The following is a 13,130-nucleotide window of genomic DNA, read 5'->3' as shown; positions in this document are numbered from 1 at the left end:
CAACGTCTAATGTTCGCGCGGCGAAAGGGCGACGGATCGGCTCACCATTCTGAGCGGCCGGCCGTAATCAAGTCGTACAGCGCGAATGCGGGCATCCCCAGTTCCTGCGATAGCTGCTCCGCGTAGCGGCGAGCGATCCCCCGGCCTTCGGACTGCTCGTCGAAGCTGCCGATGAGATCGACGGCGACGCGACACCCCAGCGTGTCCGAACTCGACGCCACGGTGACCCGCTCGACGCCGGCCGGCAGGGCCAGCCCTTCAGTGGCGGTCCGCACGACCTCTTCAGTCGCCGACCAATCGCAGTAGACCGATACGAATGCATTCACGACGTCAATAATTCCAGTGGTTCCGGGCGCCGGACAATTCACAGTGTCCCTGTTCGATGCTGTTCACCGAACAGTCATCATGCATGAAGTTCGACGACACTATCCGGACAACGGCGGGTAGGGCAGATTACTGCTGCCGTGCTGATCGACGCACACCGCCGCGCCGAGATACGGGAAGGCGCGCTGTGAGCAGCTGGGCCGATCGCAGATCTTGCATCCCGCACCGATCGGCACGGTGGTGTCCGGGTTGCTCAGGTCGATTCCGGCGCTGTAGATGAGCTTGTCGGCGTGCGCGAGATCGCAGCCCAATCCGATCGCGAAGTTCTTCTGCGGCCCCAGGTAACGTTCGGCCGGCGAATCGGTGGTCCTGGCGATCCAGAAATAGGACCTCCCGTCGGGCATCTGCGCGACCTGGGTGAGGAACTGGCCGGGGCGGCCGAAGGCGTGGTGCACCACCCACAGCGGACAGTTCCCGCCGACGCGGGAGAAGTGAAATGCTGTGGCAGACTGACGTTTCGAGATGTTCCCTGCGCTATCGGTCCGGACGAAGATGAACGGGATCCCCCGCCGGTCGGGTCGCTGCAGAGTGGAGAGGCGGTGGCAGATCGTCTCGAAGCCGACCTCGAAGAGCCTGGCCAACCGGTCGATGTCGTAGCGCAATGTTTCCGCCGCCGCCAGGAACTCCCGGTACGGAAGCAGGAAGGCCCCGGCGAAATAGTTGGCCAGGCCGATCCGCGCCACCTCACGGGCTTCGATAGTGAGCTGGTCATCGGTGGCCAGGATCGCGGTGATCAACTCGGAGTGGGTGAGTAGCGCCAACTGGGTGGCCAGTTGAAAGGCCCGCTGTCCTGGTGCCAACCAGCGAGCCAGATAGAGCCGCTTTGTCGCTGGCTCATAGGAGCGTTTTACGTTGGGGCTCAATGCATCTCCACCGTCGATCACGACCGTGATGTCAAGCTGCTCGGCCAGCAGGGTGGCCAGTTGGGTATCGAGACCGCCGATCGCCATCCCGTGGCGGGTGAACAGCGCCTCGGCCGCCCGATCGAGCTCGCCGATGTAGTTCTTCCGGTCGTAGAAGAAATCACGCACTTCCTCGAACGGCATCGGCCGCTGGACAGAGCTCGACACATCCAGATCTGCCCGACCGCGGAACACCTCCAATTCGGTCGTGGCGTCATGCAATCGGCGGTGCAGGGCGACCAGTGTCTGCCCGACGTCCGGCATCCGGGCGACGAGTTCCTCGATCTGATTGTCGGTGGCCGGGCTGTCGGCCAGCGTCTCGCGCAGATCCGCGACGAGGCGTGCATCGGAGTCCGGAGCGAAGTAGTTGGTCGGCAGGTCGAAGCGTTCGGCCAGCTTCAGCAGCACCGGCACCGTCAGCGGCCGCTGGTCGTTCTCCAGTTGGTTGAGGTAACTGGTGGACAGATCGACGGCGCGAGCAAGTGCCGCCTGGGTCAGCCCCTGATCTTCCCGCAAGCGCCGCAATCGCGCGCCGGCGAATGTCTTCGCCACGCTCGTGAGCCTAGCCCAACCGCGTTACACAAGATTCGCAAACGCGTGCCGATCAGGACACACAATTACGCATATACAGGTACTTTCGGGTATCAACCAGCGTGCATAGCGTGCGGATCATGCTTGATCACCACGTCCGCACCCGGCGCAGCGCCGAAGATTTCCCCCGCACCGAACACCTCGCCTGGAAGATCGCCCAGGTGGCGGCCGACCCGGTCTCGGTGCCGCCCGAGACCGAGGCGATGCTGATCAACCGCATCATCGACAACGCCGCGGTGTCCGCCGTCTCGGTGACCCGCCGGCCGGTGACGGTGGCACGCACACAGGCGCAGGCCCACCCGGCCCGGCATGGCGCCGGCGTGTTCGGCGTGGCGGGCACCTATTCGCCGGAATGGGCGGCATGGGCCAACGGGGTGGCCGTGCGCGAACTCGACTTCCACGACACTTTCCTGGCCGCCGAGTATTCGCATCCGGGCGACAACATCCCGGCGCTGGTCGCCGTCGCCCAGCAACTCGGAGTACGCGGCACCGATCTCATCCGCGGGCTGGCCACCGCCTACGAGGTCCAGATCGACCTGGTCCGAGGAATCTGCTTGCACGAGCACAAGATCGACCACGTTGCGCACCTCGGACCGTCCGTCGCAGCCGGTGTCGGCACCATGTTGCGTCTCGACCCGGAGACCATCTACGACGCCATCGGACAGGCATTGCACCTGACCACGGCGACCCGCCAATCTCGCAAGGGTCAGATCTCCAGCTGGAAGGCATTCGCGCCCGCATACGCCGGCAAGGTCGCGATAGAGGCGGTCGACCGCGCCATGCGCGGCGAGGGCTCGCCGGCACCGATCTGGGAGGGCGAAGACGGGGTGATCTCGTGGCTGCTCTCGGGACCGGCGCACACCTACACCGTGCCGCTGCCGGCCCCCGATGAGCCCAAGCGCGCCATTCTGGACAGCTACACCAAAGAACACTCTGCGGAGTATCAGAGCCAAGCACCCATCGATCTGGCTCGCCGGATGCGCGACCGCGTCGGCGATCTGGCCCAGATCGAGAAGATCGTGCTGCACACCAGCCATCACACGCATGTCGTCATCGGCACCGGCAGTAACGATCCGCAGAAGTTCGACCCGGATGCATCGCGGGAGACGCTGGACCACTCGGTGATGTACATCTTCGCCGTCGCCCTGCAAGACGGCAGCTGGCACCACGAACGGTCCTACGCTCCCGAGCGCGCCCACCGGCCAGATACCGTCGAGCTCTGGCGCAAGATCAGCACTGTCGAGGATCCTGAGTGGACCCGCCGTTATCACTCCGCCGACCCCGCCGAGAAGGCGTTCGGGGCCCGCGCAGAAATCACTCTCACCAACGGAGAGGTCATCACCGACGAGCTCGCCGTCGCCGATGCACACCCGCTGGGCGCCCGCCCGTTCGAACGGGAGCAGTACATCGCCAAATTCACCGAGCTGGCCGACGGCGTCGTCGAATCGGCTGAGCAGCAACGGTTCCTGACGGTCGCCGACGAGTTGCCCGGGTTGAAGCCCGGAGCGCTGGGATCGCTCAACGTGCTGGTCGATCCTCGGGTACTCGACAAGGCGCCGACGATTCCGTCGGGCATCTTCCGATGAGCGGATTGATCGGCGCTGCCACCTCGGCTGCCCAGAAACGGCTCAGCTTTCGGTCCGCGTTGGAATCCGGCCGGCTGCACCGCTTTCCGGGGGCGTTCTCCCCGCTGGTCGCCAAACTGATCGCCGAGATCGGATTCGACGGTGTGTACGTATCCGGTGCGGTACTCTCAGCCGATCTGGGTCTGCCCGATATCGGCCTGACCACGCTGACCGAGGTCGCGGGGCGCGGCGCGCAGATCGCCGGGGTCACCGAACTGCCCACCCTGATCGACGCCGACACCGGGTTCGGCGAACCGATGAGCGCCGCCAGGACGGTCACGGTGCTCGAAGACAGCGGGGTCGCCGGCCTGCACCTCGAAGACCAGGTCAACCCCAAACGCTGCGGTCACCTCGACGGGAAGGCTGTGGTGCCGACCTCGGAGATGGTCAAACGCCTCCGGGCGGCGGTGTCCGCGCGCCGGGACCCGAACTTCGTCATCTGCGCCCGCACCGACGCCGCCGGCATCGAGGGGATACCGGCGGCGATCGAGCGGGCCCGCGCGTACGCCGACGCCGGAGCCGACCTCATTTTCACCGAAGCCCTCTCCACGCCCGCGGAATTCGCACAATTCCGGGCCGCGGTAAACACCCCACTGCTGGCGAATATGACCGAGTTCGGCAAGTCTGAGCTGCTGACCGCGACACAGCTCTCCGACATCGGCTACAACGTCGTCATCTACCCCGTCACAACGCTGCGCCTGGCCATGTTCGCCGTCGAGGCCGGGTTACGCGAGATCGACTCCACCGGAAGTCAATCCGGGCTAGTCAATCAGATGCAGCACCGCAGCCGGCTCTACGAACTGCTGCGCTACCACGACTACAACCAGTTCGATTCCGACATCTACAACTTCGCACTGCAGGGAGTGACACCGTGAGCACGGTCGCCGAATCCAGCGAAAGACCCCGGATCTATAAAGGTCTGGCCGGTGTCGTCGTGGACACCACCAGTATCTCCAAAGTGGTACCGGAAACGAACTCGCTGACCTACCGCGGATACCCCGTGCAGGAGCTCGCGGCCCGGTGCAGTTTCGAGCAGGTCGCCTACCTGCTGTGGCACGGCGAGCTGCCCACCGACGCACAACTGCAGTTGTTCAGCCAGCGGGAACGGGCCAGCCGCGGCCTCAACCGGTCGATGCATTCCCTGTTGGCCAAGCTCCCCGACACATGTCACCCGATGGACGTGGTGCGCACCGCAATCAGCTATCTCGGAGCCGAGGACCCGGACGAGGACAACAGCTCGGAGGCGGCGAACTATGCCAAGTCCCTTCGTATGTGGGCGATTCTGCCGACCATCGTCGCCGCCGACATGCGGCGCCGCCGCGGACTCGAACCGATCGCGCCGCATCACGGGCTCGGCTATGCGCAGAACTTCCTCAACATGTGCTGCGGCACCGTGCCCGAGCCGGTGATCCTCCACGCCTTCGAGCAGTCCATGGTGCTCTATGCCGAGCACAGCTTCAACGCCTCCACCTTCGCCGCCCGAGTGGTGACCTCCACCCAGTCCGATATCTACAGCGCCGTCACAGCAGCGATCGGGGCACTGAAGGGCTCATTGCACGGCGGGGCCAACGAAGCGGTCATGCATGACATGATCGAGATCGGCACCGCCGACAAAGCCTCGGAGTGGTTGCACGACAAGCTGTCCCGCAAAGAGAAGATCATGGGCTTCGGGCATCGCGTCTACCGCAATGGCGACTCACGGGTACCGACCATGAAAGCGGCACTGGAGCGTGTCGTCGCCGCCCGCGGCGGACAGCAGTACCTCGACATCTACCGAACTCTGGAAAGCGGGATGCTGGCCACCAACGGCATCAAACCCAACCTCGACTTCCCGACCGGGCCGGCGTACCACCTGATGGGCTTCGACATCCCCAGCTTCACCCCGATCTTCGTGATGAGCCGGATCACGGGCTGGACCGCTCATATCATGGAACAAGCCGCGTCGAACGCGCTGATCCGACCGCTCAGTGACTACTCGGGCCAACCCCAACGTGCCCTCGCCTGAGTCGACCATCGCCAAGATACTGGTCGCCAACCGTGGTGGGATCGCGATCAGGGCGTTCCGGGCCGCCCACGAACTCGGCATGGCCACCTCGCCGCCCCCTTCGCGGGGGTGGTCACCGTCAACGTCTACGCAGGCGACAGGGTCGAATCCGGTCAGGCGATCGCCGCCATCGAGACAATGAAGATGACGGCCGCGATCACCGCACCGAATGCCGGAACCGTTCAACGCGTTGCTGTTTCGATTCCCACGCAGGTCCAAGGCGGCGACCTGATCCTCGTGATCGCCTGAACCGCAACCACAGGAGCCGATCCCCCGCGGCGTCGCTCCCGGCCCCGGCGCGGCCGCTCCCGTGGAGGTAATCACAACCCTAGAAACCGGATTCGCGGCGCCCCCTGGCCACCTACTAGTCGAGGGCATCATCGCTCGCGGCGGGCGCTTCAGTCCAGGCGGGGGCTCGTCGTCTCCCTCGACGCTGGTCGAAAGCGGTACAGGGCAAGCTCTTCCGGAGGCTGTGCGATACCGGGTCCGCCGTCGCGGAGCCACTTGGAGATGGCGGATTCTGCGTGCGCGTCGAGGACGTCACCGAGCCACGTAGGTCTACCGCCGGCACGATGACCGCGTCGCGACGGAGAAACTACGACGACGTTCGACCGCTTACACGGTCCGAGGCAGTCACTTATTCGCAGGTTGCCAACCCCCTCGACGAGGTTCCGCAGATTAGCCAGTTGGCCGTCGTGGTCGATCGTCGGGTGCTTCTTCGTCGTGCCGCAGCAGCATCCGCGGCACACGGTCACTGTCGGCTTGGACTGGTCCATTACCACTGTTGGGTATTCCTGTCGGTTGCGGAAAAGGCGGTGGAAGCGATGACTGGCGTCGGGTGTGCCCGGGGCTGACGTTCCGCCCGCCCCGGGCGGACCGTCAGCTCTCGGAGCGCACCTGGGCGGTTGCAGCGACGAGGTTGCGCAGCGACGCGGTCACCTCGTCGACACCACGAGTCTTCAGCCCGCAGTCAGGGTTGACCCAAAGCCGCTGGGCCGGCACCGCTTTGAGTGCGGCGCGCAACGATTCCGCGATCTCGGCCGTGCCTGGCACCCGGGGTGAGTGGATATCGTAGACACCCGGGCCGACACTGCTCGAGAAGCCGACCGCATTGAGGTCGTCGAGCACCTCCATATGTGACCGCGCCGCCTCGATGGAGGTGACGTCGGCGTCCAGGTCCGCGATCGCACCGATCACCTCACCGAACTCCGAATAACACAGGTGCGTGTGAATTTGGGTCGCATCGCTCACCCCGGACGTCGAGAGCCGGAATGCACCGACCGCCCACGACAAATAGTCGCCCTTGTCCTTTGACCTCAGCGGTAACAACTCTCGCAGCGCGGGCTCGTCCACCTGGATGATGGCGATGCCGGCCGCCTCCAAGTCGACCGTCTCGTCGCGGATGGCCAGCGCAATCTGGTTGGCGGTGTCGGCCAACGGCTGATCGTCACGGACGAACGACCACGCCAGGATCGTCACCGGTCCGGTGAGCATGCCCTTGACCGGCTTGTGGGTCAGCGACTGGGCGTAGGTAGCCCATTCGACCGTCATCGGTTTCTGACGGCTTACATCGCCGAACAGAATCGGTGGCCGCACGCACCGGCTGCCGTAGGACTGCACCCAGCCGTTTTGGGTCGCGAAGAATCCGTCGAGCTGTTCGGCGAAGTACTGCACCATGTCATTGCGTTCCGGCTCGCCGTGCACCAACACATCGAGGCCCAGTTCTTCCTGCAGCTTGATCACCGAGGCAACCTCGGCGCGCATGTCCTTGGTGTATTCGACCTGGTCGATCTCGCCGGCCCGCAACGCGGCCCGAGCTTTGCGGATCTCGGTGGTCTGCGGGTACGAGCCAATGGTTGTCGTCGGTAGATCCGGTAGGTGCAGGCGGGCATTCTGTTGCTCCCGCCGGGTCTCCGCCGGGCCGCGGCCATCACCGGCGGCCAGGATGCTCTGCAAACGTGCCCGGACATCGCCGTTGCGCAAGCGCGGATCGCTCTTACGTGAGGCGATGGCGCGATCAGAGCTGGCGATTTCCGCTTCCACGGCCTGCGGACCCTCGCGCAGAGCTCTGGCCAGAATGGCTACCTCCGAGACCTTTTCGACTCCGAAGGACAGCCAGCTGCGCAGCGCGTCGTCGAGCTCGGTTTCCGGATCGAGGGTGTACGGGACGTGCAGGGTCGAGCATGAGGTCGATACCGCAACGGCTTTCGCCGATCCGAGCAACGCCGCGAGCCGGCCGAGCGCCGCCCTCAGATCGGTGCGCCAGATGTTGCGGCCGTCGACGACGCCGGCGACCAGCAGCGTGCCTGCCAGCTCAGGCACTGCGGCGACGGCATTGTCTCCACCGGCCACAAGGTCGACACCGATCGCCTCGACACCGGTGCGCGCCAGCGCGGGCAGGGCGGCGTCGAGAGCGCCAAAGTACGTGGCCACGAAGATCGACGGCCGCTCGGTGGCGGCGCTCAGCGCTGCATAGGTCCGCTCGGCGAGCTCGGCGGGGTTGGCGACGATATCGGTCACCAGGACCGGCTCGTCGATCTGCACCCATTGCGCCCCGGCCGCCGAGAGTTGTTGCAGCAGATCTATATAGAGCGGAACAAGCTCGTCGAGTCGTTCGATCGGCGCCGCGGCACCGTCGACCGGTTTGCTCAACGCGAGGAACGTGATTGGCCCGATGATCACCGGTCGTGCTGAAATGCCCTGCTCCTGAGCCTCTGTCAGCTCACTGAGGACTTTCTCCGGCGAGAGACCGAACTCGATGTCCGGCCCGATTTCCGGAACGATGTAGTGGTAATTGGTGTCGAACCACTTCGTCATCTCCAACGGCGGGATCTCGTCGGTGCCCCGCGCGGCGGCGAAGTACCGGTCAAACGGATCGGCCACTGTCTTGACCCGCGGGGGCAACGCCCCCAGCAGAACAGCGGTGTCGAGAATCTGGTCGTAGTAGGAAAAGGTGTTGACCGGAATCGAGTCCAGCCCGCCGGCGGCCAGGGCCGCCCAGGTGTCCCTGCGCAGGCCGGCGGCGACGGCGGCCAGTTCTGATTGGTCGATGCGGCCGGCCCAGTAGCGCTCGGTGGCGCGTTTGAGCTCACGGTTGGGCCCGATGCGCGGGGAGCCGAGGATCGTGGCGGTAAACGGTGCGATCGATAGTTGTGGTGCGGTCACGAGACGTCCTTCAATGTGCGACGAGTGGACATCGCCAACAGACGTGCAGCCGAACCGACACCGCGGCGCGTCTTGCGCGCTCGGGCGACCATTACGGCCATACGCCCATTCCACGAGGCGATGCGCCGCCGGACGCGGCGCGTCCGGCACAACTGGCAGGTCTTCGGACTCACAGGCACACGCCTTCTCGGACGTTCCTACTGGCCGTCGCTTCCCAGCCGCAGAGGCATCTCTGCGTACCAGTGCTGATGACGGCGGTCGTTCCTGTTCACCGCTGCGGGACAGTCCCGGATTCTCACCGGGTTCCCTCTCACGACATCCCTACCGAAGCGAATGGCGTTCGATGCTGCGACGGGCCACCGGGGCGGATCATCGCAGCAGACCAGCTGCGGTGCCGATCTTAGCGGCCCGGCCTGTCGAGGCCGATCCCTGGCAATGATGGTCAGGCTCGACCGCTATCCTCGCGCACCGTAATTGCCTGTCCAGAGGTACCGCCACCGACGAAGGAGCCGCTCTATCGTGCAGGACCGGCTGAATCCACGCACCCTCACTCGGTCGGTCCGGGTGCTCGGCCCGATCGTCCTCCTGGTGGCGGTGTCGCTGTATATGGCCGCGTATCTGAAGTGGCCGAGCCTGGCCGATCAGGTCGACCTGTTGGTCTATCGGTTCGGCGCGCTTCGGGTGTGGGACGGCCAGGACCTGTATTCGATTGGCCTGACCGGTAATTCGCAGACCATGCTGTTCGACTACACGCCTTTCTCGGCGCTGTGCTTTCTACCGTTGAGCGGGTTGGGCCAGTCGGCCGTGCTGACCATCGGCTTGCTGGTGAATGTGACGTGTATGGGCTACCTGGTCCGGCGCATGCTGGTGGCCGCGGGCATGACGAACACCGCAGGCCTCTGGAGCCTGACCGCCCTGCTGCTGGCGCCGGTGCTCTGGCTGGAACCCGTGCGGCTCTCGTTGCAGTTGGGCCAGATCAACCTCGTCGTGATGACCATCGTCATCGCCGACGTGCTGGCCCCCGCCTCCCGCAAATGGGCGGGGATCGGGATCGGGATCGCCGCCGGAATCAAACTGACGCCTGCCCTTTTCATCATTTTCCTGTTCGCCACCGGCCGCCGACGCGCAGCGGCGACCGCAGCAGTCACCTTCGCGGCGACGGTGGTGGTCGGTTTCGCCTTCTTACCTGCCGATTCGCGCTTCTTCTGGTTACAGGGCGGATTCGACGACGTCCGGCGCATTTCCAGCGACCCACTGGCCAACACCAGCCTGCGCGGGCTGCTCCTGCGGCTGCACTGGGCCACCGGATGGGAGACCGTGGTCGCGGCCGTACTCGCAATCGCCGCGGTGGCGATCGCCGCTGTCGCGTGGCGTCGCGGTCAGCTGTTGCTGGCAGTCGCGATCGTGGGTATGGGCACCGCGGCCGCCTCACCGTTCAGCTGGAGCCACCATTGGGTCTGGTTCGTCCCGCTCCTGGTTCACCTGGGTCTGCGCGCCTACGGGTTCCGCTCGCGGCTCGCCGCGCTGGCGCTGTGGCTGCTCGCAGCCTGCTTGGGCGGATGGTTCGTGGCCTCCACCAGCTCCCCGCCCCAGGCTGGATTGATGTCGCTACGCCATCCCGGGCTGTGGGACCAGCTCCTGCCGGCGACCTATCTGTTCGTGTTCGTAGGGGTGGTGGCCGTCAGCGCCTGCGCCTTCTGGCGTAGTACACACCGTGATCCGGCCACACCGGCCGGAATCGAGGTGCCAGAGAGCGAACTGCTACTGGACAGCGACAGCATCAACTCGCGTTAGCACCGCGACCGACAACGTCGAGGCGCAAGATGAGCCGATGGATATTTCCTCGTGCACTGCACTTGTCACCGGCGCCAACCGCGGGCTTGGCTCGCAGTTCGCCACTCAACTTCTCCAGCGTGGGGCCAAGGTCTATGCCGGGGCGCGTAATCCGGATTCCGTCACGATCGACGGGGCCATCCCCCTGGCGGTGGACATCACCGACCCGGACTCTGTCGCCGCCGCTGCAGCATCCGCGGGTGACGTCACGCTGCTGGTGAACAACGCCGGTATCGCGGCCGACGTCAACCTGCTGACCTCCGACGACCTCGGTGGCGCGCACCGGGAAATGGAGACCAACTACTTCGGCACTCTGTCGATGATCCGAGCGTTCGCCCCTGTGATAGCGGGCAACGGCGGCGGCGGGGTGCTCAACGTCCTGTCGGTGCTGTCGTGGGTGAGCTTCCCGGATCTCAGTGGGTACTGCGCCTCGAAGTCGGCGGCCTGGTCGATGACGAATGCGGCACGGGCGCAGCTGGCCGGCTCGGCAATTGTCGTGACCGCTCTGCATGTCGGCCTGATGGACACCGATATGGCAGCCGGTCTTGACGGCCCGAAATCGAATCCGGCCGACGTCGCCGCCCTCGCCCTGGATGGCATCGCGGCCGGAGCATATGAGGTTCTTGCCGACGATACGAGTCGCGGAGTGCAAGCGGGGCTCGCCAAAGGCGTACCCGGAGTTTATCCGCAATTTGCTCAGTAGTCGCCGTCGACGTAAAACCAACGGCCGGCCCGACGCTCGAATCGGCTGCGCTCATGCAGCGCATCGCGGCCTGCCGCAGTCGTATAGTGGGCCGCGAACTCGACCTCTGCTCGATCGTCTTCGGGGCCGCCGCCGTCGGTATCCAGAATCTCCAGGCTCGTCCAAGTGATACCCGGGTCGATCCTGACCTCGGGTGGTCGCGTTCGTGGATGCCAGGTGCGGAACAGGTAGTTGGTGTCGTCGCGCGCGTAGGCCGAGTACCTCGACCGCATCAGTTCCTCGGCGGTGTGAGCCTGTCGCTCGCCGTGATGCAGCGGCTCACAGCAGCCGTGGTAGCTATCCCCGCTGCCGCAGGGGCACTGCGGACTCCGAGCGTTCATCACGTTGTAAACCTAGTTCAGTCGAATCAGCTATGGACGCGCGAACTGGCATCGATGGCCGCACGCTGCGAAACTTCCCGATGCCGTCATATTTAGCTAATTTCGAATACCCGCTGCCGATTGATGCTTGCCGACCGTTGTTCACTAAATCCTTTGCAGCACTGCGCATTTAATGGTTACCTTCGCTACGGCGCGGTCGTTGGCTGTGGTGGCGGGCCCCTGCTGAGCCTGTCCGACGCCGACCTGGGCCGTGAACTCGACCTCGCCAAGACCGCGGGCATGCGGGCCATCAGGATCGACGTCGACTGGTCAGCAATCGAAGCCGCTAAGGGACACCAGAATTGGACCAACACCGACCGAATCATCAACGCGATAACCAGCAGGGGAATGGCCCCGCTGGGCTAGCTCACCTATGCGCCGCAATGGGCCACCGGATCAACCGACAGTCACACGCCAGCCCAACATCGTCTCGTTCTTCCAGCCCAAGCCCAACATTGCGACCTACAACAAGTTGCCGGCCGCCGCCTACACCGCCATCAAGGGCGTCCAACCGTCGCTGACGGTGATCTCGGCCGGGCTGTCCCCTGCCGTCGACAACGGTTCCGATATCGCACCGGTGACGTTCGTCAAAGGGATCTACTCCGGCGGCGCCAACAAGTATCTGGACGCGCTGGCCATGCACCCGTATACCTATCCGTCCCTGCCTAACGACCCGACGACGGCGTCATGGAGCGCCTTCCAGCAACTGACTCCCATGCGCGCTGTGATGGTCGCCGGGGGCGACACCGCAAAACTGATCTGGCTCACCGAGTTCGGGGCGCAACCGGCACGGATCCCACTGCCGTCTCCGAAGCTGTTCAAGCCCAGACTATTTCGATCGTCTTGCAGACTGCCTGAGACACCGCCTGGCTGGGACCGGCATTCGTCTACGCCATCCGCGACTCCGGAACCAACCTTGCCGACCGGGAGCAGAACTTCGGCATCCTGCACCGGGATTTCACCGTCAAGGCAGGCTACGGGGCACTGCAGACGATTGCGACCGCGGCGCAGTAATCTCCCCGCCCCGACCACCCCACTGGGCGAGAGATATCTGCTCAGCCAGGGGGGCCTGCCATCATCCGCGCAATGTGGCTAGTCACTCCTCGGCGGAAGGTTCCGATTCCGCTTCGTCGAGCACGCTGACGCCGATGCCATAGGGCAGGAATCGCACCTTACGGTTGGCATCGGTGTTGTGTTTGTTCGCGCGCAGCGCATCGAGTTCGCTGGCATAGACCTGCTCGACGGTGGCCCCACCGTTGTCGCCGACGGTGAAGATCGCCCACACCCCGTCGCCGGTCTCGCCGGCCGTCTCGGGCTCGGGCCGGGTCCGTCGACCTGCCGCCTGGTCGAAGAACACTCCCAGACCGCCTTTGCCGAATGCTTCGCGTAGACCCTCGCCCGCTTCGCGGACGATACGGTCCAAATCTTCCGGATCGAATCCAAACGGCCCGTTGTTCGCCATGG

At 65.0% G+C, this 13,130-nt stretch carries 13 protein-coding genes, 1 pseudogene and 1 riboswitch; of the genes and pseudogenes, 9 read left to right on the top strand and 5 right to left on the bottom strand.

Annotation, left to right across the window (positions count from 1 at the left end):
- Positions 1 to 41: 41 nt before the first annotated feature.
- Positions 42 to 326, bottom strand: coding sequence for a hypothetical protein (locus H7J73_RS20305; RefSeq protein ID WP_264069429.1), 285 nt, complete (start codon positions 324 to 326; stop codon positions 42 to 44).
- A gap of 99 nt (positions 327 to 425) precedes the next feature.
- A complete protein-coding gene (locus tag H7J73_RS20300) occupies positions 426 to 1,838 on the bottom strand; it encodes a short-chain fatty acyl-CoA regulator family protein (protein WP_264069427.1) in 1,413 nt (470 codons plus the stop codon).
- A gap of 119 nt (positions 1,839 to 1,957) precedes the next feature.
- Here H7J73_RS20300 and prpD point away from each other — a divergent pair, with 119 nt between their 5' ends.
- The 5 genes and pseudogenes from prpD to H7J73_RS20280 form a co-directional block, all read left to right on the top strand.
- Complete coding sequence (gene prpD, locus H7J73_RS20295) at positions 1,958 to 3,463, top strand: 2-methylcitrate dehydratase PrpD (protein ID WP_264069426.1); 1,506 nt, start codon at positions 1,958 to 1,960, stop codon at positions 3,461 to 3,463.
- Positions 3,460 to 4,377: a methylisocitrate lyase gene (gene prpB / locus H7J73_RS20290; RefSeq protein WP_264069425.1), complete on the top strand. Its 918-nt coding sequence runs from the start codon at positions 3,460 to 3,462 to the stop codon at positions 4,375 to 4,377. The genes prpD and prpB overlap by 4 nt, the downstream gene beginning before the upstream one ends.
- Complete coding sequence (locus H7J73_RS20285; protein ID WP_264069424.1) at positions 4,374 to 5,507, top strand: bifunctional 2-methylcitrate synthase/citrate synthase; 1,134 nt, start codon at positions 4,374 to 4,376, stop codon at positions 5,505 to 5,507. Before prpB ends, H7J73_RS20285 begins: the two co-directional genes overlap by 4 nt.
- Positions 5,470 to 5,688 carry a biotin carboxylase N-terminal domain-containing protein gene (locus tag H7J73_RS33870; RefSeq protein WP_353962005.1) on the top strand — a complete coding sequence of 73 codons (219 nt, stop codon included), beginning with the start codon at positions 5,470 to 5,472 and terminating at the stop codon, positions 5,686 to 5,688. The genes H7J73_RS20285 and H7J73_RS33870 overlap by 38 nt, the downstream gene beginning before the upstream one ends.
- A pseudogene (locus H7J73_RS20280) lies at positions 5,592 to 5,795 on the top strand (biotin/lipoyl-containing protein); the annotation flags it as partial. The gene H7J73_RS33870 and the pseudogene H7J73_RS20280, both read left to right, overlap by 97 nt.
- 630 nt (positions 5,796 to 6,425) lie before the next feature.
- On the opposite strand, the gene metE reads toward H7J73_RS20280, so the two are convergent.
- Positions 6,426 to 8,690, bottom strand: a complete 2,265-nt coding sequence (gene metE / locus H7J73_RS20275) for a 5-methyltetrahydropteroyltriglutamate--homocysteine S-methyltransferase (RefSeq protein WP_264069479.1) — start codon at positions 8,688 to 8,690, stop codon at positions 6,426 to 6,428.
- 158 nt (positions 8,691 to 8,848) lie between these two features.
- Positions 8,849 to 9,087, bottom strand: a riboswitch (cobalamin riboswitch).
- Between the two features lie 143 nt (positions 9,088 to 9,230).
- On the opposite strand from metE, the gene H7J73_RS20270 reads away from it, so the two are divergent.
- Positions 9,231 to 10,505, top strand: a complete 1,275-nt coding sequence (locus tag H7J73_RS20270; RefSeq protein WP_264069423.1) for a glycosyltransferase 87 family protein — start codon at positions 9,231 to 9,233, stop codon at positions 10,503 to 10,505.
- A 37-nt stretch (positions 10,506 to 10,542) separates the two neighbouring features.
- The gene (locus H7J73_RS20265; RefSeq protein WP_264069422.1) at positions 10,543 to 11,247 is read left to right on the top strand and encodes an SDR family oxidoreductase; all 705 of its coding nucleotides are present in this window, start codon (positions 10,543 to 10,545) and stop codon (positions 11,245 to 11,247) included.
- Here the strand turns inward: H7J73_RS20265 and H7J73_RS20260 are convergent.
- Positions 11,241 to 11,627: a YchJ family protein gene (locus H7J73_RS20260; protein WP_264069421.1), complete on the bottom strand. Its 387-nt coding sequence runs from the start codon at positions 11,625 to 11,627 to the stop codon at positions 11,241 to 11,243. The two genes, H7J73_RS20265 and H7J73_RS20260, sit on opposite strands and share 7 nt — an antisense overlap.
- Positions 11,628 to 11,780: 153 nt before the next feature.
- Between H7J73_RS20260 and H7J73_RS20255 the strand changes: the two genes are divergently transcribed.
- Both H7J73_RS20255 and H7J73_RS20250 read left to right on the top strand, forming a co-directional pair.
- Positions 11,781 to 12,032, top strand: coding sequence for a hypothetical protein (locus H7J73_RS20255; RefSeq protein ID WP_264069420.1), 252 nt, complete (start codon positions 11,781 to 11,783; stop codon positions 12,030 to 12,032).
- Positions 12,033 to 12,039: 7 nt separating this feature from the next.
- Positions 12,040 to 12,762, top strand: coding sequence for a hypothetical protein (locus H7J73_RS20250; protein WP_264069419.1), 723 nt, complete (start codon positions 12,040 to 12,042; stop codon positions 12,760 to 12,762).
- On the opposite strand, the gene H7J73_RS20245 is transcribed toward H7J73_RS20250, so the two are convergent.
- Positions 12,763 to 13,128: an Rv0313 family protein gene (locus tag H7J73_RS20245; RefSeq protein WP_264069418.1), complete on the bottom strand. Its 366-nt coding sequence runs from the start codon at positions 13,126 to 13,128 to the stop codon at positions 12,763 to 12,765.
- Between the last annotated feature and the right edge of the window lie 2 nt (positions 13,129 to 13,130).

It is taken from the genome of Mycolicibacterium komossense, assembly GCF_025822605.1.
GTDB lineage: Bacteria > Actinomycetota > Actinomycetes > Mycobacteriales > Mycobacteriaceae > Mycobacterium > Mycobacterium komossense.
This window is presented reverse-complemented; position numbering and strand designations above follow the sequence as displayed.

Bases quoted from the DNA above. Each gene is read 5' to 3' on its own strand.
- prpD (WP_264069426.1), top strand. From the start codon at position 1,958: ATGCTTGATCACCACGTCCGCACCCGGCGCAGCGCCGAAGATTTCCCC.
- prpB (WP_264069425.1), top strand. From the start codon at position 3,460: ATGAGCGGATTGATCGGCGCTGCCACCTCGGCTGCCCAGAAACGGCTC.
- H7J73_RS20265 (WP_264069422.1), top strand. From the start codon at position 10,543: ATGGATATTTCCTCGTGCACTGCACTTGTCACCGGCGCCAACCGCGGG.
- H7J73_RS20260 (WP_264069421.1), bottom strand. From the start codon at position 11,627: ATGAACGCTCGGAGTCCGCAGTGCCCCTGCGGCAGCGGGGATAGCTAC.
- H7J73_RS20250 (WP_264069419.1), top strand. From the start codon at position 12,040: ATGCGCCGCAATGGGCCACCGGATCAACCGACAGTCACACGCCAGCCC.
- H7J73_RS20245 (WP_264069418.1), bottom strand. From the start codon at position 13,128: ATGGCGAACAACGGGCCGTTTGGATTCGATCCGGAAGATTTGGACCGT.